This is a genomic window from Shimia aestuarii (assembly GCF_022814865.1).
GTDB classification, from domain to species: domain Bacteria; phylum Pseudomonadota; class Alphaproteobacteria; order Rhodobacterales; family Rhodobacteraceae; genus Shimia; species Shimia aestuarii_A.
Window position 1 is genome coordinate 56106 of sequence record NZ_JAKVRD010000010.1, and the last position, 20500, is coordinate 76605.

The window sequence follows — 20500 nt, forward strand, 5'->3', positions numbered from 1 at the left end:
CGGGATACAGGCCCCTTCGCCATAAGCGCAACCCCGATTGACCTTTGAGCGTGGCGCACTTTAATGACAAGGAAGACAGGAAAGAAACATGAGTGATAGCGCCCGCCTTCTCGAAGAGCTAAATGACCGGTCCCGTGAAGTGTTTCGCCGGGTGGTCGAAGGCTACCTCGATACCGGCGATCCCGTGGGATCGCGCACTCTGACACGCGCTATGTCCGAAAAGGTTTCCGCCGCGACGATCCGCAATGTGATGCAGGATCTCGAGTATCTTGGTCTTCTCGACAGCCCTCACGTGAGCGCCGGGCGAATCCCGACACAGGCAGGTCTGCGCATGTTCGTGGATGGCCTTCTCGAGGTGTCCGATCTCGACGTGAGCGACCGCCAGAAGATCGATGCGACTCTCGGAAGCAATTCTTCGGATGTCGGGGGCATGCTTGACCGGATCGGCTCGGCGCTGTCCGGCGTGACACATGGCGCGTCTCTTGTCCTCGCACCAAAGCACGAGGCACCGATTAAGCATATCGAGTTCGTGAATCTCGCCGCAGATCGTGCACTTGTCGTGCTTGTGTTTGCAGATGGCCATGTCGAAAACCGCTTGTTCACACCGCCGCCGGGTCAAACACCAAGTTCAATGCGCGAAGCAGCGAACTTTCTCAACGCGGTGATGGAGGGACGGACCCTTTCTGACCTACGCACAGTGATCCGCAAAGAAATCGAGGCCCGCCGTCAGGAAATCGATTCCCTCGCTGCCGACCTTGTTGAGAATGGTATTGCGCTGTGGGCGAATGATGGCGAAACACAAGAGCGCCTGATCGTGCGTGGCCGGGCGAATTTGCTAGGCGGAGAGGCCGAAGAAGCCGACCTCGAGCGCATCAGAACCCTCTTTGATGATCTTGAGCGCAAGCGCGATATCGCCGAATTCCTCGAACTCGCCGAAGAAGGCGACGGTGTGCGCATTTTTATTGGCTCCGAGAACAAACTTTTTTCACTTTCGGGTTCCTCTTTGGTGGTCTCTCCATATATGAACGCGGATCGAAAGATTGTCGGTGCGGTCGGGGTCATCGGACCCAAACGCCTCAACTATGGGCGCATCGTTCCGATTGTGGATTACACGGCACAACTGGTCGGCAAGCTGATCTCCGACCGGGGTTAGAGGTAGAACAATGGCAGAGCCGAAAGACGATAATTTCCTGGACGACATCGAACAGGCGGAGGCAGAAGAAATGTCTCAGAGCCTTGATGAGCTTGAGAACGAAGCGGTCGAACTGGACGAACTTCGGGCCGAGCGCGACGACTACAAAGACAAGTTCATGCGGGCGCTGGCCGATGCAGAAAACGCGCGCAAGCGTGGCGACAAGGCGCGCCGCGATGCCGAGCAATATGGCGGCTCCAAGCTCGCCCGCGACATGCTTCCGGTCCATGACAACATGAAGCGCGCGCTCGAGACGATCACCGACGAACAGAAAGAAGCGTCTGCCGCGCTGATTGAGGGCATCGAACTGACGATGCGAGAGCTGCTCAACGTGTTCAAGAAACACGGGATCGAAGTCGTTTCCCCGCAAGTCGGCGATAAATTCGATCCGCAAGTGCACGAAGCCATGTTCGAAGCCCCGCTGCCCGGCACGGTTGCTGGCGAAATCATTCAGGTTTCTGCCGAGGGCTTCATGCTTCATGATCGGCTCTTGCGGCCGGCTCAGGTTGGCGTGTCGTCAAACCCCGGCTAATCTGATAAAAGACCCCCGTATCGTTCGGGGGTCTTTCTCTTTGCGTCTTCTTCAGATCTTACTGTCTTGCCTCCTGTTCTCTGCCACATCGATCGGGGCACAGGTCAACTACCCCGACTATCGCGAAATCTACGTCAACGATTTCGCCAATCTTCTTCCTGATGAGATCGAGTCTGATATCCGCTCCCGCCTGAAGGAATTGCGGGACAAACGCGACATCGAATTCACGGTCATCACGATCCGCTCCATGCGAGACTATGGCCACGATGGCCCCATCGAACCTTTCGCAACCGGGCTCTTCAATGACTGGGGTGTCGGGAACGCGGACCGCAACGATGGCGTGATGATGCTCATCGCCCGCAACGACCGCCACATGCGGATAGAGGTTGGTGCGGGCTATGGAATGAACAAGAACCTCGCGATGAAGGAAATCATCGAGGGTGACATTCTTCCGTATTTCAGAGAGGACAACTACGCCGAGGGCATTTCGGTTGGCGTGGACTCGGTGATCCACGATCTGACGGGGTACTGGCCGGGCGAATATGATGCCTCACGGGCAGAGCGCGCCTTCAGCGCTTTTCAACGGTTTTTGGATTGGATCGGCAACTGGATCTACGCCATTCTCGCGCCGTTTCTTCTGGTCCCAGTGCGTCTCTATTTCCGCTGGAAACGCAACAAACCGCGGTATTGCCTGCGCGACGGCAAAAAGATGGTCCGGCTTGACGAGGATGCCGATGATGCGCGGCTCGTGCCGGGGCAGATCATGGAGGAAACCCTCAAGAGCGTGGACTACGATGTCTGGAAGTGTCCGACCTGCGATCACATCAAGATCGAGGCATATCGCGCGTGGTTCTCGTCCTATGGCGCCTGCCCAAGCTGTAGTTTCCGCACCGTTGAAGGCGACACAACCGTGATCCGAAGCGCAACGAAGTCCTCGGAGGGGCTCAAGCGGATCGACTATCACTGCCTCCACTGTGGCCATGAATATTCCGAAGAACGCACCATCCCGCGCGTCACGGAATCCTCTTCTTCTTCCTCCTCGTTCGGCGGCGGCTCCTCAAGCGGCGGCGGCGCGAGCGGGAGCTGGTAACTAGACCCGCTTCGCCTTGAGATCATACAAGAGCTGAAGCGCTTCACGCGGCGAAAGATCATCCGGGTGGATCCCGTCGAGCATTTCTTCAACCTCCGAAGGCCCTTTCGCCGCTGCCGGGGCGGGCGCCGGGGTGTTCGCAAAAAGCGGAAGATCATCAATAAGCGCCTTCTGCCCAGATCCCTCCCGCTCGCCCTTCTCCAGGGCCTCCAGAACAACGCGCGCCCTTTCAACGACCACGGGCGGAAGACCGGCAAGCTGAGCGACCTGCACACCATAGGACCGATCCGCCGCACCTTTCTTCACTTCGTGAAGGAAAATGACCTCGCCATCCCATTCCCGAACGGTCACCGTCGCGTTCTCGACCCCGTCGAGCTTTTCCGAAAGCGCGGTCATCTCGTGATAGTGCGTGGCAAACAGGGCGCGCGACGTGTTCACGTCATGCAAATGCTCAAGCGTCGCCCAAGCGATCGACAAACCATCATAGGTCGCCGTACCGCGCCCGATCTCGTCAAGGATAACAAGCGCCCGATCATCCGCTTGATTTAGGATCGCCGCCGTTTCGACCATCTCGACCATGAAAGTCGACCGTCCGCGCGCAAGGTCATCCGACGCTCCAACCCGGCTGAAGAGTTGTGAAACAATCCCGATCTTCGCCTTGGTTGCAGGTACGAAGCTCCCCATCTGTGCAAGAAGGGCAATCAGAGCGTTCTGTCGAAGGAAGGTCGATTTACCGGCCATGTTCGGACCGGTCAAAAGCCAGATACGCCCCTCATCGTCGCCGGAAAGATCACAGTCGTTGGCGACAAATGGTGCCCCGTCCTGTTGACGAAGCGCCGCCTCAACAACCGGATGACGGCCGCCCTCGATATGGAAATCCCGGCTTTCATCGACATCCGGCCGACACCAGCCCTCCTCGACCGCCAGACCCGCAAGGGACGTGGCAAGATCGATCTCCGCAAGCGCTTTCGACGCCGCAGAGATCGCAGCAGACGACGCAAGAATAGAGTCTTTTAAGCTGTTATAGAGACGCTTTTCGATCTCAAGTGCCCGGTTCCCAGCGTTGAGGATCTTCGTCTCCATTTCCGAGAGAGCGACGGTGGTAAAGCGCACCTGGTTTGCCGTGGTCTGGCGATGGATAAAAGTCTCGGAGTAGGGTTCGGACAGCATCTTCTTGGCATGCGTCGCAGTGGTCTCAATGAAATAGCCAAGCACGTTGTTATGCTTGATCTTGAGCGAAGAAATCCCCGTCTCCTCACTATACTGCGCTTGCATCCCCGCGATGACGCCGCGCCCCTCGTCACGAAGCTCTCGGCTTTCATCAAGTTCGCCATCATAGCCCGGCGCGATAAACCCGCCATCCCGCGCAAGAAGGGGCGGTTCTGCGATGAGCGCCTGATCGAGCAGATCGAGAAGGGCTTCATGTCCGCTCAAAGCGCGCACCGCCGCGGCAAGCGCATCCGGAAGCGCCATATCCTCAAGCCGTCGATGAAGCGCTTCGGCCTGCTCAAGCCCATTTCGGATCGCCGCGAGATCACGCGGCCCCCCGCGATCAAGAGAAAGACGCGATAGAGCGCGATCAAGATCAGGCACTTTGCGCAGTGCTTCACGCAAATCCTTGGCAAGCGCACGATCTTCAACCATGTGATCGATCGAGTCGAGCCGCTGCCGCACGATATCTATTTTCTGAGATGGGCTCGAGACACGCTGCTCTAGAAGCCGCGCGCCCCCAGCGGTCACCGTCCGGTCAATCGTGGCAAGAAGCGAACCGGCACGCCCCCCTGAAAGCGCATGGGTGAGCTCGAGATTCCGCCGCGTCGCCGCATCGATGAGCATCACGCCCTTCGTCGCTTCGCGCTGGGGTGGCTGCAAGAGTGGGAGCTTTCCCTTCTGCGTCATGTCGAGGTAGTCGACAATCGCACCAAGGGCCCCGGTTTCTGGCCGGCTGAACGACCCGAACGCGTCGAGAGAGGCCGATTTAAATAGCCCCGCGACGCGCTTTCCGGCTTCTGTCGAGTCAAACGACCCGCGCGAAAGCGGTGTGAGCGGAATCCCAAGATCAGAGACTGTTTCACCTAAATCCGTCTCTGTTCCCTCCGCAATGAGGAGTTCAGACGGTGCAAGGCGGGCGAGTTCCGGACCAAGGCGCAGAGGCGAAACCGGCATCACGTGAAGCGCGCCGGTGGAAATATCTGCCCAGGCAAGTGCGGCCGCGTCTCGGACAACAGCATAGGCGGCAAGAAAGTTATGGCGCCGCGCATCGAGAAGGGAATCTTCGGTAAGCGTCCCCGGCGTGACAAGCCGCACAACCTCGCGCTTCACGACCGCCTTATACCCGCGCTTTTTGGCCTCGGCTGGGCTTTCCATTTGCTCGCAGACCGCGACACGGAATCCTTTGCGGATCAGGGTCAGGAAATAGCCCTCGGCGGCATGCACCGGAACGCCGCACATCGGGATATCGGCCCCGTCATGCTTGCCCCGTTTGGTCAGGGCAATATCAAGCGCCTCCGCCGCGGCGACGGCATCGTCAAAGAACATCTCATAGAAATCGCCCATGCGATAGAACAAGAGCGCGTCCGGATACTCTGCCTTGATCTCGAGATACTGCGCCATCATCGGCGTGACGGCTGGCTTCGCTGCGTTCACGTCTGAAATTCCCCCTGTGGTCTGTTTTTCATAACAAACCCGACGCGCCAGACGAAAGGCGAAAGTGTCACGCAGATGCCAAGACAGTTGAGGCCCACACGCCCTTGCGGTAAGAGGCGCAAACGGTATCGAAGGACGGCAAAAAATGGCAAAAACCAAGATCACCAACGAAGAGGCGCTCGCATTCCATCTGGAGCCGACGCCAGGCAAGTTCGAGATAAAGGCCTCCGTGCCGATGACGACCCAGCGGGATCTCTCGCTTGCCTATTCGCCGGGTGTTGCTGTGCCGTGCGAAGCCATCGCCGAAGATCCCTCGACCGCCTATGACTATACCAACAAGGGCAACCTCGTCGCCGTGATCTCGAACGGGACGGCTGTCCTTGGTCTTGGCAACCTCGGCGCGCTGGGCTCCAAGCCTGTGATGGAAGGCAAGGCCGTTCTCTTCAAGCGTTTCGCCGACGTGAACTCGATTGATATCGAACTTGATACCGAAGACCCGGACGCCTTCTGTCAGGCCGTGAAACTCATGGGGCCGACCTTTGGCGGCATCAACCTCGAAGATATCAAGGCGCCCGAGTGTTTCATCATCGAGCAGCGCCTCAAGGAAGAGATGGACATCCCGGTCTTCCATGACGACCAGCACGGCACCGCTGTGATCTGTGCCGCGGGCCTACTCAACGCGCTGCATATTTCGGGTAAGAAGATCGAAGACTGCAAGATTGTCCTCAACGGGGCAGGGGCTGCCGGGATCGCTTGTATCGAATTGCTCAAATCGATGGGCGCCAAGCACGACAACTGCATTGTCTGCGATACCAAGGGCGTGATCTACCAAGGTCGCACCGAGGGCATGAACCAATGGAAATCCGCCCACGCGATCAAGACGGACCTGCGCACGCTTGAAGAGGCGATGGCAGGTGCGGACGTATTCCTCGGCGTTTCCGTCAAAGGCGCCGTGACCTCCGAAATGATCGCCGCGATGGCGGATGATCCGGTCATTTTTGCGATGGCCAACCCCGATCCAGAGATCACCCCCGAAGAGGCCCATGCCGTGCGCGCCGACGCGATCGTCGCAACGGGCCGTTCGGACTACCCGAACCAGGTCAACAACGTCCTTGGTTTCCCCTATCTCTTCCGCGGCGCGCTCGACATTCATGCCCGCGCGATCAATGACGATATGAAAATTGCCTGCGCCGAGGCGCTTGCCGAACTGGCCCGCGAAGATGTCCCGGATGAGGTCGCGATGGCCTATGGCCGCAAGCTCTCCTTCGGTCGCGACTACATCATCCCGACACCGTTCGACCCGCGCCTCATTCACCGTATTCCGCCAGCTGTCGCCAAGGCGGGCATGGAAACAGGTGTGGCGCGTCGTCCAATCATCGACATGGACGGATACGAGGAAAGCCTCAAATCCCGCATGGATCCAACCGCGTCGATCCTGCGCGGCCTCAACGCGCGCGCGCGCAACGCCCAAGCCCGCATGATTTTTGCCGAAGGCGACGACCCACGGGTTCTGCGCGCCGCCGTGACCTATCAACGCTCGGGCCTTGGCAAAGCGCTCGTCGTGGGCCGCGAAGATGACGTGAAGATTAAGCTCGAAGCCGCCGGTCTCGGCGATGCGGTGCGCGAGATCGAGGTCGTCAACGCCAAGAACACCCGCCACCTCGAGACCTACACGGACTTCCTTTACAATCGCCTGCAACGCAAAGGCTTTGATCGCCACGATGTGTTCAAGATGGCCGCGCGTGACCGGCATGTCTTTGCCTCGCTGATGCTTCAGCACGGTCACGGCGATGGCCTTGTCACGGGCGCAACCCGGAAATCCGCTCATGTGCTCGATCTGGTCAATCACGTCTTTGACGCCGACGCTGCGCATGGCGCGGTGGGTGTGACGGCGCTTTTGCACAATGGCCGTATCGTGCTTGTCTCGGATACGCTTGTGCACGAATGGCCGGACGAGAACGATCTCGCCAACATCGCCGAACGCGCTGCAGGTGTGGCACGTCACATGGGCCTCGAACCGCGCGTTGCTTTCGTGAGCTTCTCGACCTTTGGCTATCCGGTGTCGGAACGCGCCGAGAAAATGCACATCGCGCCCCGCGTCCTCGATCAACGCGGCGTTGATTTCGAATACGAAGGCGAGATGACCGTCGATGTGGCCCTCAACAAGAAGGCGCAAGAGAACTACCCGTTCCAGCGCCTGACCGGTCCTGCCAATATCCTCGTCGTGCCCGCGCGCCATTCCGCGTCGATCTCGACCAAGCTGATGCAGGAAATGGCAGGCGCGACGGTGATCGGTCCGATCCTTTCGGGCGTCGATAAACCGATTCAGATCTGTTCGACCGGCTCGACCGCGAACGACATCCTCAATATGGCGATCCTCGCGGCCTGCAAGGTCGGCTGATCCGTTCGAGGTTGCGAAATAGAAACGGGCCGCGCCATATTGGCCGGCCCGTTTTTCAATGGATCAGTGCCCGATAAAGGGCGCGTCACTCCCCCAGAGCTGCTCAACCCGCGCGTCTCTCCCACATGCCTTGCGATACCGCTTATAGGCTTCCGACTGCTTCTTCGGACCAAATCGCGTCAGGACAAGCTTGGTCCCCTTGTAGTAGTCTTGGTGGTAGTCCTCGGCCTTGTAAAAGGGAGATTTCCCGAGGATCGGGGTGACGATCTTGCGGCCAAGTTCAGCCGCAGCATCGGATTTCGCCTTCTCTGCAGCCGCTTTTTGCACAGTGTTAGAGACGAAAACAGCCGTGCGATAGCTCTCACCGCGGTCACAGAACTGTCCGCCTGCATCGGTCGGATCAACCGACCGGAAGAACAGGTTCAGAAGCTGATCCCGCGTCACGACCGCGTTGTCAAACGTGATGCGCACAGCCTCATAGTGGCCAGAACCGCCACGCGACACTTCTTTGTATGTCGGGTTCTTCGTCTTGCCACCGGTATAGCCGGACACAGCTTCGCGCACGCCCTTCACGGATTCGAAATCGCTCTCTACGCACCAGAAGCATCCGCCCGCGACCGTAAGCGTTTCGGTCGCAGCTTTTGCGCGGGTGCCATGGGCCAAGAGGCCGATCAAGATGAGAGCGGCAAGGAAAAAAGGTTGTGGTTTGCTCAAACGGTGCATGAGTCTGGTCTCCTACGTTAAGAAGACCCTGATCCGAAGGCCGAGTCTGAACAATCCCCTGTAAGAGAATGTCACGCCTTGGTGAGGACAATTTACTGCTTGGCATGCTCTGCCCCCGCCACTAGCGTTCCGCCAAAAGAGGAGCGCGCATGTCCGATCACGTCACAACCCATCAGGCCGAAGAAGACGCCCGCAACGAAGAGATCTTGATCTTCCTCAACGGTCGGATTGTTCCCAAGGCCGAAGCTGTGGTGAGCGTCTATGACTCAGGCTTCATGCTTGGCGATGGCGTTTGGGAGGGGCTGCGCCTCTATGATGGACATTGGGCCTTTCTTGACGAGCATATGGATCGCCTCTTTGAAGCGGCCAAAGCAATTGACCTCGACATTGGCATGACGCCCGCCTGCATGGTGCAGGCCCTCGAGGAGACGCGCGTCGCGAATGACATGACGACTGATGCCCATGCGCGGCTCATGGTGACGCGCGGCGTCAAATCCCGGCCGTTCCAACACCCCGGCCTCTCTCAAAAGGGGCCGACCGTGACCATCATCATGGAACATTCGCGCCCCTCGATCCCGCGACCGATCCGTCTCGCGACTGTGCCGCATATCCGTGGCCTACCCATGACGCAGGATCCCAAGCTGAATTCGCATTCCAAGCTGAACTGTATCCTAGCGTGCATCGCCGCCGAAAAGGCTGGAGCGGATGAGGGGCTGATGCTCGATGTGAATGGTTTCGTGAACACGACCAATGCCTGCAATTTCTTCATCGTCCGCAAAGGCGAGGTTTGGACCTCAACCGGCGACTACTGCATGAACGGTATCACTCGGCAGAAAGTCATCGACGTGTGCCGTGCCGACGGTATCCCGGTGTTCGAGAGGAACTACTCTCTCGTCGATACCTATGGCGCAGACGAGGCATTCCTGACAGGGACGTTCGGCGCCCAGACTCCTGTGAGCGAGATCGACGGTCGCCCGATCGGCTCTGGTGAAATGGGCCCAATGACCGAACGTATCCGCGCCCTTTATAAGGCTTTGGTTGAAGATAGCGCCGCGCGGGCCTGAAGATCTGCACGGACGCAATACCGACGTAATACCGACGCGATACAGACAGGGGTCTTTTGATGAGAATTGCCATGTGGTCCGGGCCGCGAAACCTCTCGACGGCGATGATGTATGCCTTCGGAAACCGCCCCGATTGCGCCGTCGTGGACGAGCCGTTCTACGCTGCCTACCTTGCCATGACCGGCCTCGAGCATCCCATGCGCGACGAGATTATGGCCTCGCAATCACAAGACCCCGGCGCCGTAATCCGATCTTTGGTTGGTCCGATGCCGGATGGAAAAAGCGTTTTCTATCAGAAGCATATGGCGCAGCACATGATCCCGGGCATTGCTCGCGACTGGATCAAGGACTGCGTCAATGTCTTCCTGATCCGCCATCCCGCCCGCGTCATCGCAAGCTATGCCGCCAAACGTGAGAACCCGGTGCTAGACGATATCGGCTTCCGCCAGCAGGCCGAGCTCTATGATGAAGCGCTTGCATGGGGCGGAAAGCCTGTCGTCATCGATAGCCACGACATTCGCGAGAACCCTCGCGGCATGCTCAAAAACCTATGTGATTCCATAGGCTTAGGCTTTGATTCCACCATGCTAAATTGGCCGTCTGGCGGCCACAAGGATGATGGTGTCTGGGCCTCGCACTGGTATGCCGCCGTCTGGAACTCAACCGGCTTCGCCGACGCCGAAGGCCCTCTCCCCGAGGTGCCGGATGCGCTGCAAGATGTTCTCGCCGAGGCGATGCCGTATTACGAAAAGCTAAAAGCCGTAAAGCTCTAAGTGTCTGAAAAAGCGACTATTTCAAGAGTTGACCAAGCTTCATCGCGACGCCCATATCGCCCGAAACCTTGAGCTTGCCCATCATGACGCCTGTCATCGGGTTAAGCTTGCCGGTTAGCAGTTTCACGAGGTTGTCCTCGGAAATACGGATCGTGCAATCCGTCTCCTGATCCTCAAGTCCTGCGGTCCCATCGGCCAGAACCACAACCCCATCGTCCCCGCAATCAAACTTCAAAGATCCATCAAACGCTTTGTTTTCAAGCTCTTGCTGCATCTTCGCGACGATCTGTTCAAGCATGGTTGGCTCCTGAAATGAAAAACCCGCCCAAGAAGTAGGCGGGTCTATCCAATCTCTCAACGGTGACGTGGCAGGAGCCTTAGCCCTTATTGCGACGGTCCCGCATGGCCAGCAACCGAAGCCGCAGCGCGTTCAACTTGATGAAGCCCGCCGCATCCTTCTGATCGTAGGCGCCAGCATCATCTTCGAAGGTCACATGTTCCTCGGAATAAAGGGAATTTTCCGACCAGCGACCAACAGTCGATGCAAGACCTTTATAGAGGCGCACGCGCACTGTGCCAGAGACATACTCCTGCGACTTATCGATCGCCGCCTGAAGCATCTCGCGCTCCGGGCTGTACCAGAAGCCATTGTAAATCAGCTCGGCATATTGCGGCATGAGTTGATCTTTAAGGTGCATCGCCCCGCGATCCATCGTGATCGACTCGATCCCGCGATGCGCCTCGATGAGGATCGTCCCGCCCGGCGTCTCATAGATGCCGCGCGATTTCATGCCAACGAACCGCCCCTCGACAAGGTCAAGGCGACCGATACCGTGCTTACGGCCATACTCGTTCAGGGCAGTGAGCATGGTTGCCGGGCTCATCGCCTCGCCATTGATCGCAACCGGGTCGCCTTTTTCGAACGTGATTTCAATGTATTCCGGGGTGTCAGGCGCTTCTTCCGGATGCACGGTGCGCTGATACACATAGTCGGGCGCCATCTCTGCCGGGTCCTCGAGAACTTTGCCTTCGGAGGAGGTGTGCAGGAGGTTCGCGTCGACGGAGAACGGTGCCTCGCCGCGTTTGTCTTTTGCGATCGGGATCTGGTTCTGCTCGGCGAAGTCCAGAAGCTTGGTGCGCGAGGTCAGGTCCCATTCACGCCAAGGCGCGATGACCTTGATGTCCGGGTTCAGCGCATAAGCCGCGAGCTCGAACCGAACTTGGTCATTGCCTTTGCCAGTCGCGCCATGCGCCACGGCATCCGCACCAGTTTCTTCTGCAATCTCGATGAGACGCTTTGAGATAAGCGGACGCGCAATCGACGTTCCAAGAAGATAGAGGCCCTCATATTGGGCGTTTGCGCGGAACATCGGGAAGACGAAATCGCGCACGAACTCTTCGCGGATGTCTTCGATGTAGATATTCTCGGGCTTGATCCCAAGAAGCTCGGCCTTCTTGCGTGCCGGCTCGAGCTCTTCGCCCTGACCGAGGTCTGCGGTGAACGTAACAACTTCGCAGTCATACTCGGTCTGGAGCCATTTGAGAATGATCGAGGTATCAAGGCCGCCGGAATAGGCCAGGACAACTTTCTTGGGCGCGGACATGACGAGTTCCCTTCATACGTATATCGCAGGCGCGATACCGGGTTTTCAGGGGTAGGGCAAGCAGGGGTAAGAGAATCCTGTGCCATTTCACGCGTCTCGAGTGCTTCATCTGGACAAACCTTGCTCGAAGACCTCTTTTGATTGCTCATAGCAGGCCTCCAGGGCAACGAGGTCAACTTCGATTCCGGTGGCTTCTGTAGCCGCGGTTTCCCCTGCCTGACACAGCGTCGAGAAACTCTGAAATCCGAGGTTGAGCGCGCTTCCTTTCAGGAAGTGGAGATGCGCCGCTAGCTCTTCATTTGTTTGGTGAGCCCGAAGACGCCCGATACCTTCTTCGACTTCTTCGAGGAATATCTCAACAACCTCTCCGAAATCGTCTTCTCCGATTTCACCACGCAGTTCGTCAATGCGCCGCCAATCAATCATATCTTGTTCCTCTCGTTCGCCCGATCTTGGCCTGCAAGCAGTTAATAAAAATCGAACAAACAAGATCCTGCAATGAACCGATCTTGAGAGATTGTTTAGAACAACGTTCTAGCTTCTGGCCATTCGTTAGAGATGATTTGGGGCCAAAGGTGTAGAGTGCAGCAGGTTTCGCAGAAGACACCAGACGCTGAAGTAGAGGCAAAAGCGATCCAGAGGGTCTTGCTCGTTGATGATAGTCGACTGCAACGACGAATTCTGAGCGCATCTCTTCAACGCGAAGGGTACGAAGTACTTGAGGCAGATACAGGCGAAGAAGCGCTCGATATTTGTCGTCAGTCACCACCTGACCTTGTCTTGAGCGACTGGGTCATGCCGAAGATGGACGGGTTGGAATTCTGTCGTGCTTTTCGGTCTCTTTCGCGGGATCACTATGGCTATTTCATTCTCCTCACGTCGAAGAGCGAGAAGGCCGAAGTTGTGAGGGGACTTGAGAGCGGCGCTGATGATTTCCTAAGCAAACCGGTTAACGCTCATGAACTGCGTGCTCGCATTAGCGCCGGTGAGCGCATCCTCAAGATGCAGCGGGAACTGACCCAGAAAAACCGAGTTATCTCTGAAACGCTCGACGAACTGCGCCGCCTATATGACTCTCTCGACAACGATCTCATTGAAGCGAAGAAGCTTCAGCAGTCTTTGGTGCGAGAGCGATTCAAGGACTTCGGAACCGGCGCGGCGTCTCTGATGTTACATTCCAGCGGTCACGTCGGAGGCGATCTAGTTGGTCACTATCGCATCAGCGACCACAAGATTGGGCTCTACTCGATCGATGTATCCGGGCATGGTGTGAGCTCGGCGCTCGTAACGGCGAGACTGGCGGGATATCTTTCCTCCTCGTCACCGGAGCAGAATATCGCGCTCAGAGCTTTACCAGGTGGAGGCCATACTTATTTGTCCCCATCTGAGGTCATCGCGCATCTCAACGGAATAGTGTTCTCGGATATGGAGACCGAGCATTACTTCACAATGCTTCTCGCATTGATCGACCTTCGAAGCGGTGTCGTAGAGATGGCGCAAGCGGGTCACCCACACCCCGTTGTTCTACGTCATGGGGGGCAACTTGAGGAGGTCGGGAGAGGGGGGCTGCCAGTTGGCCTTATTGAAGGGGCACAGTTCGAAGATTTCGAGACGAAATTGGAGTCCGGAGAGAGGTTGCTCATACTATCGGACGGCGTGATTGAGTGCCCAGATGAGGATGGACAACTACTTGGAGAGGACGGGCTGGCCGCCTTGCTTGCAGACCTCAGAGATCAGCCAACCGAGAGCTTGCTCGAAACACTTCACTGGCGCCTTGATGCGTTGAGCGGCGGTAAGGGTTTGCCAGACGATGTTTCGGGCATTCTTTTTGAGTATCGCGGGCCGTGGATCTAACCGGCAAGGAGAGCGGCGAAGTGTCGATCGCCGGAGTTGCCTAGAATATCTCGTGCGACTGCAAGCGGAACCCATTTGGCGCTATGCAAGGGCTCGCTTGGAGGCCCAAGCCGCCTTCCCGGTTGGGCCAGATAGATAGAGCACAACTTCTCGGCCCAGAGATCGTACTCGGGCATGTAGACAAAGCGACGAAACGCTCCGAGCCGACGCGGCCGGGCGATTGTCCAGCCTGTTTCCTCATAGACCTCGCGATGCAGAGCGGTAAGCGGTGACTCGCCTTTGTCGATTCCGCCGCCTGGGAGCTGCAGCTCAGGTTCAGGTTCTTCCTGAAAGGTCACAAGCAAATCGGCACCGTCTCGGATCAGGGCATAGACCCCCGGACGTAGGGTATATTTCTTGTCGGTTCGCGGGGGGCTTCCAAATCGGCGGATCACGGTTATCTCACTTCTGTTCGCCTTGTGGGCTACTTGTTGACAAGGTATGGCAAGAAAAAGCTTCTGAGGAAACCAATGACTCTTGGCAACAAAATCGCTTGGGACGACACGGTTCTCCCATTCCAACTTGACCGTTCCGATATTCGCGGCCGGGTCGCGCGCCTTGATGGTGTGCTCGATGGTGTATTGAAACAACACGCCTACCCACCGCAAGTCGAAGCGCTGGTCGCGGAAATGGCACTTCTGACATCGTTGATTGGGCAGACAATCAAACTGCGCTGGAAGCTCTCGCTTCAGGTGCAGTCGAACGGACCAGTTCGAATGATCGCGACAGACTACTTCGGACCGGAGAAAGAGGGCGAACCCGCACGCATTCGAGCCTATGCGAGCTACGATGAGGATCGGCTTACGGACGGTAGCCCGTTTGATCAGGTTGGTAGTGGCTATTTTGCGATCATGATCGACCAAGGGAAGGGAATGGCACCTTATCAGGGCATCACTCCCTTGGCCGGTGGTTCGATCAAAGCTTGCGCAGAAGCCTATTTCGCTCAGTCAGAGCAACTCGCTACACGGTTTGCCCTCCGTTTCGGGAAATCGCAGGAACCCGGCTCGCCAGAGACTTGGCGTGCGGGTGGGATCATGCTTCAGCATATGCCGAAAGCATCGATCGGTGCGACAGAAGAGGGTGGAAGTGGCGAGGACGGACTTCTTGCCGTTTCTGATATCCTCGACGGGGATGAAGAAGAGAATTGGAACCGCGCCAATATTCTCCTCGATTCCGTTGAGGATCTGGAGATGATTGGGCCGTCTGTCGCGCCAACGCAGCTTTTGTTGCGTCTCTTCCACGAAGAAGCACCGCGAGTGTTTGACTCACAGCCAGTTAAGTTTGGTTGCACGTGTTCGGAAGATCGGGTGCGCCAGAGCCTGTCGATCTATTCGGCGAAAGACATTGAGAAGATGACGACGCCGGAGGGGCGGGTCACGGCTGATTGCCAGTTCTGTGGAGCGCATTACTCGCTTGATCCAAAGACCGTTGGTTTCGAAGCGGAAGAGGCAAAGGGTGACTGAGATCAGGGAAAGGCTTTTAAGGGCGTTGTTGTGTGAGAGCGCCTCTTCCTCTGATTTCGACTTGAATCCCGATATTGCGCTCCCCGAGAACCGCACTCTGAGGCCGGCAGGTGTGTTGGTTGCGGTAGAGATGATAGGCGATGTCCCCCATGTGATCCTCACAAAGAGGGCCTCGCATCTAAAGCACCACCCCGGACAGATCGCGTTCCCTGGTGGAAAGCAAGATGAAGGCGATCATGACGTGACCGCAGCAGCCTTGAGAGAGGCTTTGGAAGAGATAGGTCTGCCAACAGAGAATGTTGAGGTTCTTGGACTATTACCCTCACACGAAACCGTGACGAGCTTCATGGTGACGCCGGTGATTGGCTTGGTGAGGTCTCCCTTCGAGCCTCGGGCAGAGGTGGGCGAGGTTGAAGAAATCTTCCGCGTGCCGCTTGATCAGGTTGTGAATAGCCGTTTCTACTCGACGCAATCCCGTCGATGGCGAGGTCGACAACGCTTGTACTTCACCGTTCCTTACGGCCCCTACTATATTTGGGGCGCGACCGCGCGTATCTTGCGAGGCCTCGCAGAGAGGATGGAGCAGTGACACAGATCGACGGACCTTGGCTTGAGAGCAGTCATACGCAGCGTGTTTGCGCCATGTTGACGAGCGCAGGCTACCAAGCGCTGTTCGTCGGAGGGTGTGTCCGCAATGCGCTCTACAATACGGACGTGAACGATATAGATATCGCCACGGACGCACGCCCGCAGAAGGTCCTCGCGCTTGCAAAAGAAACGGGTCTCAACGCGATTCCGACGGGTATTGATCACGGGACAATCACCGTCGTTTGCGACCATGAGCCTTTCGAGATCACGACATTCCGCAAGGACGTTGAAACAGATGGACGTCGGGCGGTTGTGGCTTTCTCCGAGGATGTGGAAGACGACGCGCGGCGACGAGATTTTACCATGAACGCGATCTATGCGCGTCCGAACGGCGAGGTGGTTGATCCTCTGGGCGGGCTGGAAGACCTCCGGGCGCGGCGGGTGCGGTTTATTGATGATGCGGACCAGAGAATTCGCGAAGACTATCTTCGAATCCTCCGGTTCTTCCGCTTCCATGCGTTTTACGGTGATCGAGACAATGGAATGGATGCAGACGCGCTTGCAGCGATTGCGGCGAATTCTTCGGGAATCGAAACGCTTTCAAATGAACGCATCGGTGCGGAGATGCTCAAGCTTCTATCGGCACCCGATCCAGCGCCTTCGGTCGCAGCAATGCGCGCGTGCGGAGCGCTGGGTTGGATTTTTTCGGGGGCGGATGACCGCGCCCTTGCGCCGTTGGTACACCTAGAAGCTCTTGTCAAAGCTGACGTTGATCCAGTACGCCGCCTAGCTGCGCTCGGCGGTCAGGGTGTCGAAGAGGCACTTCGGTTATCGAAGAAAGCCTCGAAACGCCTTGCCGAGTATCGGAACGGCATCGCTTTGGGGGCTGGTCCGGCAGAACTTGGGTATCGCTACGGTGTCGAAAGGGCGCTATCGATCATACTCTTGCGTTCGGCTTTGTTGGAAACACCGATGCCAGAGGATTGCGTGTCAGATATCAAGCGAGGTGCCGGATCTGTCTTTCCGATTCAACCCGCGGATCTAATGCCGTCTTACGAGGGTGCCGCGCTTGGACGCGAGTTGAAGAAGCTAGAGGCGTTGTGGGTGCAGTCCGACTTTACGCTTGGCAGAACGGAACTTCTTTCTGTGTGAAAGGAAAATCATGCCGGAATTCTTGATTGAGAGAGTTGGGCACCAAGGCGATGGCATCGCGGCGGGTCCGGTTTTTGCGTTTCAGACCTTGCCTGGTGAAAAGGTAAGTGGAGATTTGCAGGGGAACCGTCTTGAAGGGGTGAAGATCGTTGAGCCCTCCGCCGAACGTGTTCGCCCTCCTTGCCGCCACTTCAAGAGTTGCGGTGGCTGCCAGATGCAACATGCGAGCGATGATTTCGTTGCAAGCTGGAAACCCGAGATCGTTGAGACGGCGCTTAGGGCGCATGGACTTGAAACCAACATTCTTCCAATCAAAACATCGCCGGCGCACTCAAGAAGGCGCGTTGTGCTTTCTGCACGCAGGACAAAAAAAGGGGCAACGTCCGGGTTTCATCAACGAAGCAGCGACGTGATCGTTGAGGTTCCGGACTGCCAGCTTATTCCTGAAAAGCTCTTACCCGCGGTGGAAGCGGCGAAGCGGCTTACAATGGTTGGTGCAAGCCGCAAGGCAGAGCTCTCGGTGACGGCTACACTTTCAGCCGCTGGTATCGATATCGCAGTCACGGGAGGAAAGCCCCTCGATGGACCATTGCATACGTTACTTGCGCAAGAGGCAGAGCGATCGGATCTGGCGCGGTTGTCATGGGGCGACGACGTTGTGGTGACGCGGCATCCGCCAGTGCAGAAATTCGGCAACGCAGATGTTGTCCCTCCTTTTGGAGCTTTTCTTCAGGCTACGCTTGAAGGCGAGGCGGCGCTTGTCGAAGCGGTTCGGGACGCAATTGGGAACGAGGGAAAGCGCGGGATAGATCTCTTTGCTGGTTGTGGGACCTTTACCCTTCCTCTGGCGTCTTCATTTGAGATGCATGCCGTTGAGGGCGAGGCTCAAATGCTGCACTCCCTCGATCAGGGCTGGCGCCAAGCTCTCGAAATGAAGCGCGTCACAACCGAAGCGCGGGATTTGTTTCGCAACCCGATCTTGGCGGAAGATCTACGTTATGACTTCGCGGTGATAGATCCACCACGAGCAGGCGCAGAAGCGCAGGTGCGAGAGTTGGCGAAAACCGATCTGCGAACCATAGCGTTTGTGTCATGCAACCCGGTGACCTTTGCGCGTGATGCCGAGATCTTGTCCAAGGCTGGCTATGCATTGGAATGGATCCAAGTGGTGGATCAATTCCGCTGGTCCACACATGTAGAGCTTGCGGCGAAGTTCGTGCGCGGTTAGCAAAACACCCAAGGATAGCGAACAGGATCAATAGGGCTTGGTATGATGCGATTTACGGCAGTCTTGATGCTTGTACTGGCTGCAGTTGGTCTCAGCGGCTGTGCGTCGAAGTTCAAGACATACAACGGGCCAGAAGTTACCCGCGTGCTTGTCTACAAAGAGAACCGAAAAATGTACCTGATGCACAACGAAGAGGTGCTCGCGTCATATGAAATCGGCCTAGGTTTCGCGCCAGTGGGGGATAAAGAAATCGAAGGAGATGGCAAGACGCCGGAGGGCGACTATGTCATCGACCGCCGCAATCCGAATAGTGAGTTTCATCTCTCGATTGGTGTCTCATATCCGAATGATGAAGACAGAGAGAACGCCAAGGCGCTTGGCGAACGTCCCGGCGGGGATATCTTCATTCACGGTCGACCCTGGAAGTACAGGTCCGGCGGTCAAGATTGGACAGCAGGGTGTATCGCTGTCACCAACGACGAAATCGAAGACATCTACGCGATGGTGCGAAACGGTACGTTGATTTCGATTTATCCGTGAACCATCGGCGCCGCGTCTGAGCGCCCAGTAACAAGTGTCCACCAGATCTTGCCGCTTGCTTCTTGGAACCAAGCAAAGCCGATTTCTTGAGCTTCTGGATTCATGATCACGGCGCGCGTGTCTTCCTGAGCAAGCCACGCTTCGAGGGTCAGGAGTTCGCTCTCATAGGTCTCTGAGATGTTTTCGCCCATGAAACGGCCCTCATAGCCAACGCGCTTAACCCGCTGGATCGGAGAGGAGCCATCTGACCCGAAATGCCAAGGGCGATTCTGGATGGACATATCGCGCGAGTGTGTAGCCGCCGAAGCGTTAAGTTTCGCGTTGAAAGCGAGAGGCGCTGCGCCAGCGGCTTGCCGTAAGGCGTTGATAGAGTCGAGAACGCGATACTGCACCTTAGCTGTGCTGTTTGAAGAAATCCGATACTGGCTCGCGCCGGAATACCCCCCGCCACCAGCATCACATCCTGCCAGCAAAAGTACGGAAGCAAACACAATGGAAATCAGTCGCGTCATATCTATCCCACCACTACACTCTGAAACCCCTCTACCTTAGCCGACGTTGCTTTGAAAACCCACTTAAGCGTGACTTTGCCAAATGCGGCGTGTTTGGATTGCGACTGAGGCATTCTGGCAATAACGTGCTTAGGCACACGCGTTCTAGAGATCAGCAGAGGACTGACATGACCTTCAATGCAAATGATCGTCTTGGTCGTCGCGCCTTTTTGGTGACAGGCGCCGCCTTTCTTAGCGCACCAGCCATTGCTCAGACCGGAAGTTCGACTACGGAAGTCGAAGGTGATTTGAGTGAATCGGTGGTGCGCAACATTTCGAGCTTCCGGTCTTTGGATTGGCAGCCTTACTTCTCGTCGCTTCGCAACGGTGCGATCCTCGTGGATGTGACCTCCCGCGCGCTGCACTATTGGTCGGCGGATGGAGAAACCTACAAGCTTTATCCGTCGTCAGTACCTTTGACCGAGGATCTAACACGGCGCGGGCGGACAAGTGTGGTTCGCAAGGTCGAAGGGCCAAGCTGGCGCCCGACACCCGCGATGCAGAAGCGCAACCCTGAATGGCCGGACTATGTCCCGCCGGGACCAGATAATCCGCTTGGAACGCATGCGCTCTACCTTGGATGGACCTACTACCGCATCCACGGAACACATGATACGCGCAAGATCGGGCGGCGTTCTTCGAATGGCTGCATCGGGCTCTATAATGAGCATATTGCGGAGCTGTTTGGTATGGCCAAGGTCGGGACGCAAGTGTTGCTAATTTGACGACATTTTGTTTTTCGCGAGGCACTTCTGTGTATCTTAGGTTTGCATTTACAGCGCATTGCTGTTTACAAAAAGATACGAGGTAAGTCTTGGGTGCTTGTCGTCGTCCTCAAACTGTGGCGGCAAGCTTATTTCTGGAGGATAACATGAAAAAACTCGTTCTCGCTGCTGCTCTGACCGCCGCTGCTTCGACCGCTTTTGCTGGCTCGATGGCAGATCCCGTTGTTGAGCCGCCGGTTGTGGAAGAAGCAGCAAGCTCCTCGAGCTCCGCTGTTTGGGTTCCGCTTCTGCTGATCGCTCTCGTGGCAGCAGCTGCATCGTAATCCAACGATACA

The 20500-nt window shown here is 57.0% G+C and carries 21 protein-coding genes; 14 read left to right on the forward strand and 7 right to left on the reverse strand.

Features of this window, described 5'->3' with window-relative positions:
* Positions 1 to 88 precede the first annotated feature (88 nt).
* The 3 genes from hrcA to MK745_RS11605 are packed head-to-tail and all read left to right on the forward strand — an operon-like array spanning position 89 to position 2814.
* On the forward strand, positions 89 to 1153 hold the full coding sequence (hrcA, locus tag MK745_RS11595) for a heat-inducible transcriptional repressor HrcA (RefSeq protein WP_243613461.1): 1065 nt from the start codon (positions 89 to 91) through the stop codon (positions 1151 to 1153).
* A gap of 10 nt (positions 1154 to 1163) precedes the next feature.
* Positions 1164 to 1724 carry a nucleotide exchange factor GrpE gene (locus tag MK745_RS11600; protein WP_243613462.1) on the forward strand — a complete coding sequence of 187 codons (561 nt, stop codon included), beginning with the start codon at positions 1164 to 1166 and terminating at the stop codon, positions 1722 to 1724.
* Positions 1725 to 1764: 40 nt separating this feature from the next.
* Complete coding sequence (locus tag MK745_RS11605; RefSeq protein WP_243613463.1) at positions 1765 to 2814, forward strand: TPM domain-containing protein; 1050 nt, start codon at positions 1765 to 1767, stop codon at positions 2812 to 2814.
* Here MK745_RS11605 and mutS read toward each other — a convergent pair whose 3' ends face one another.
* Positions 2815 to 5430: a DNA mismatch repair protein MutS gene (mutS, locus tag MK745_RS11610; protein ID WP_243613526.1), complete on the reverse strand. Its 2616-nt coding sequence runs from the start codon at positions 5428 to 5430 to the stop codon at positions 2815 to 2817.
* A 175-nt stretch (positions 5431 to 5605) separates the two neighbouring features.
* Here mutS and MK745_RS11615 point away from each other — a divergent pair, with 175 nt between their 5' ends.
* Entirely contained in the window at positions 5606 to 7861 is a 2256-nt protein-coding gene (locus MK745_RS11615; protein ID WP_243613464.1) for an NADP-dependent malic enzyme, read from the forward strand.
* 63 nt (positions 7862 to 7924) lie between these two features.
* On the opposite strand, the gene msrA is transcribed toward MK745_RS11615, so the two are convergent.
* Positions 7925 to 8584 carry a peptide-methionine (S)-S-oxide reductase MsrA gene (gene msrA, locus MK745_RS11620; RefSeq protein ID WP_243613465.1) on the reverse strand — a complete coding sequence of 220 codons (660 nt, stop codon included), beginning with the start codon at positions 8582 to 8584 and terminating at the stop codon, positions 7925 to 7927.
* Positions 8585 to 8733: 149 nt separating this feature from the next.
* Here msrA and MK745_RS11625 point away from each other — a divergent pair, with 149 nt between their 5' ends.
* Both MK745_RS11625 and MK745_RS11630 read left to right on the forward strand, forming a co-directional pair.
* Complete coding sequence (locus MK745_RS11625; RefSeq protein ID WP_243613466.1) at positions 8734 to 9648, forward strand: D-amino acid aminotransferase; 915 nt, start codon at positions 8734 to 8736, stop codon at positions 9646 to 9648.
* Positions 9649 to 9707: 59 nt separating this feature from the next.
* Positions 9708 to 10421 (forward strand): HAD family hydrolase, encoded by a 714-nt coding sequence (locus MK745_RS11630; RefSeq protein ID WP_243613467.1) that lies wholly within the window; start codon positions 9708 to 9710, stop codon positions 10419 to 10421.
* Positions 10422 to 10437: 16 nt separating this feature from the next.
* Here the strand turns inward: MK745_RS11630 and MK745_RS11635 are convergent, their stop codons facing one another.
* The 3 genes from MK745_RS11635 to MK745_RS11645 form a co-directional block, all read right to left on the reverse strand.
* Entirely contained in the window at positions 10438 to 10719 is a 282-nt protein-coding gene (locus MK745_RS11635; RefSeq protein ID WP_243613468.1) for an SCP2 sterol-binding domain-containing protein, read from the reverse strand.
* Positions 10720 to 10798: 79 nt separating this feature from the next.
* A complete protein-coding gene (locus MK745_RS11640) occupies positions 10799 to 12025 on the reverse strand; it encodes an argininosuccinate synthase (RefSeq protein ID WP_243613469.1) in 1227 nt (408 codons plus the stop codon).
* A gap of 105 nt (positions 12026 to 12130) precedes the next feature.
* Positions 12131 to 12451: an Hpt domain-containing protein gene (locus MK745_RS11645; protein ID WP_243613470.1), complete on the reverse strand. Its 321-nt coding sequence runs from the start codon at positions 12449 to 12451 to the stop codon at positions 12131 to 12133.
* 156 nt (positions 12452 to 12607) lie between these two features.
* On the opposite strand from MK745_RS11645, the gene MK745_RS11650 reads away from it, so the two are divergent.
* On the forward strand, positions 12608 to 13879 hold the full coding sequence (locus MK745_RS11650; RefSeq protein WP_243613471.1) for a PP2C family protein-serine/threonine phosphatase: 1272 nt from the start codon (positions 12608 to 12610) through the stop codon (positions 13877 to 13879).
* On the opposite strand, the gene MK745_RS11655 is transcribed toward MK745_RS11650, so the two are convergent.
* Entirely contained in the window at positions 13876 to 14313 is a 438-nt protein-coding gene (locus tag MK745_RS11655; protein WP_243613472.1) for an NUDIX domain-containing protein, read from the reverse strand. The two genes, MK745_RS11650 and MK745_RS11655, sit on opposite strands and share 4 nt — an antisense overlap.
* A 75-nt stretch (positions 14314 to 14388) precedes the next feature.
* Here MK745_RS11655 and MK745_RS11660 point away from each other — a divergent pair, with 75 nt between their 5' ends.
* Genes MK745_RS11660 through MK745_RS11680 form a run of 5 tightly spaced genes read left to right on the forward strand, consistent with a single transcriptional unit; the run spans position 14389 to position 18889 of the window.
* Positions 14389 to 15381, forward strand: a complete 993-nt coding sequence (locus tag MK745_RS11660; protein WP_243613473.1) for an Hsp33 family molecular chaperone HslO — start codon at positions 14389 to 14391, stop codon at positions 15379 to 15381.
* Positions 15374 to 15970, forward strand: a complete 597-nt coding sequence (locus MK745_RS11665; protein ID WP_243613474.1) for a CoA pyrophosphatase — start codon at positions 15374 to 15376, stop codon at positions 15968 to 15970. Before MK745_RS11660 ends, MK745_RS11665 begins: the two co-directional genes overlap by 8 nt.
* Entirely contained in the window at positions 15967 to 17121 is a 1155-nt protein-coding gene (locus MK745_RS11670) for a CCA tRNA nucleotidyltransferase (protein ID WP_431978972.1), read from the forward strand. Before MK745_RS11665 ends, MK745_RS11670 begins: the two co-directional genes overlap by 4 nt.
* Positions 17122 to 17131: 10 nt before the next feature.
* On the forward strand, positions 17132 to 18349 hold the full coding sequence (locus tag MK745_RS11675; protein ID WP_243613475.1) for a class I SAM-dependent RNA methyltransferase: 1218 nt from the start codon (positions 17132 to 17134) through the stop codon (positions 18347 to 18349).
* Between the two features lie 45 nt (positions 18350 to 18394).
* Positions 18395 to 18889: a L,D-transpeptidase family protein gene (locus tag MK745_RS11680; protein ID WP_243613476.1), complete on the forward strand. Its 495-nt coding sequence runs from the start codon at positions 18395 to 18397 to the stop codon at positions 18887 to 18889.
* Here the strand turns inward: MK745_RS11680 and MK745_RS11685 are convergent.
* Positions 18880 to 19401, reverse strand: coding sequence for a CAP domain-containing protein (locus MK745_RS11685; protein WP_243613477.1), 522 nt, complete (start codon positions 19399 to 19401; stop codon positions 18880 to 18882). The two genes, MK745_RS11680 and MK745_RS11685, sit on opposite strands and share 10 nt — an antisense overlap.
* A 167-nt stretch (positions 19402 to 19568) precedes the next feature.
* Between MK745_RS11685 and MK745_RS11690 the strand changes: the two genes are divergently transcribed.
* The gene (locus MK745_RS11690; protein WP_243613478.1) at positions 19569 to 20165 is read left to right on the forward strand and encodes a L,D-transpeptidase; all 597 of its coding nucleotides are present in this window, start codon (positions 19569 to 19571) and stop codon (positions 20163 to 20165) included.
* 146 nt (positions 20166 to 20311) lie between these two features.
* A complete protein-coding gene (locus tag MK745_RS11695) occupies positions 20312 to 20488 on the forward strand; it encodes a hypothetical protein (protein ID WP_243613479.1) in 177 nt (58 codons plus the stop codon).
* The last annotated feature ends 12 nt before the right edge of the window (positions 20489 to 20500 follow it).

Coding starts and splice junctions, on each gene's coding strand:
- MK745_RS11675 (WP_243613475.1), top strand. CDS start 17,132: ATGCCGGAATTCTTGATTGAGAGAGTTGGGCACCAAGGCGATGGCATC.
- MK745_RS11635 (WP_243613468.1), bottom strand. CDS start 10,719: ATGCTTGAACAGATCGTCGCGAAGATGCAGCAAGAGCTTGAAAACAAA.
- MK745_RS11630 (WP_243613467.1), top strand. CDS start 9,708: ATGAGAATTGCCATGTGGTCCGGGCCGCGAAACCTCTCGACGGCGATG.
- MK745_RS11615 (WP_243613464.1), top strand. CDS start 5,606: ATGGCAAAAACCAAGATCACCAACGAAGAGGCGCTCGCATTCCATCTG.
- MK745_RS11600 (WP_243613462.1), top strand. CDS start 1,164: ATGGCAGAGCCGAAAGACGATAATTTCCTGGACGACATCGAACAGGCG.
- MK745_RS11640 (WP_243613469.1), bottom strand. CDS start 12,025: ATGTCCGCGCCCAAGAAAGTTGTCCTGGCCTATTCCGGCGGCCTTGAT.
- MK745_RS11685 (WP_243613477.1), bottom strand. CDS start 19,401: ATGACGCGACTGATTTCCATTGTGTTTGCTTCCGTACTTTTGCTGGCA.
- msrA (WP_243613465.1), bottom strand. CDS start 8,584: ATGCACCGTTTGAGCAAACCACAACCTTTTTTCCTTGCCGCTCTCATC.
- hrcA (WP_243613461.1), top strand. CDS start 89: ATGAGTGATAGCGCCCGCCTTCTCGAAGAGCTAAATGACCGGTCCCGT.
- MK745_RS11680 (WP_243613476.1), top strand. CDS start 18,395: ATGCGATTTACGGCAGTCTTGATGCTTGTACTGGCTGCAGTTGGTCTC.
- MK745_RS11660 (WP_243613473.1), top strand. CDS start 14,389: ATGACTCTTGGCAACAAAATCGCTTGGGACGACACGGTTCTCCCATTC.
- MK745_RS11645 (WP_243613470.1), bottom strand. CDS start 12,451: ATGATTGATTGGCGGCGCATTGACGAACTGCGTGGTGAAATCGGAGAA.
- MK745_RS11690 (WP_243613478.1), top strand. CDS start 19,569: ATGACCTTCAATGCAAATGATCGTCTTGGTCGTCGCGCCTTTTTGGTG.
- MK745_RS11695 (WP_243613479.1), top strand. CDS start 20,312: ATGAAAAAACTCGTTCTCGCTGCTGCTCTGACCGCCGCTGCTTCGACC.
- mutS (WP_243613526.1), bottom strand. CDS start 5,430: ATGATGGCGCAGTATCTCGAGATCAAGGCAGAGTATCCGGACGCGCTC.
- MK745_RS11625 (WP_243613466.1), top strand. CDS start 8,734: ATGTCCGATCACGTCACAACCCATCAGGCCGAAGAAGACGCCCGCAAC.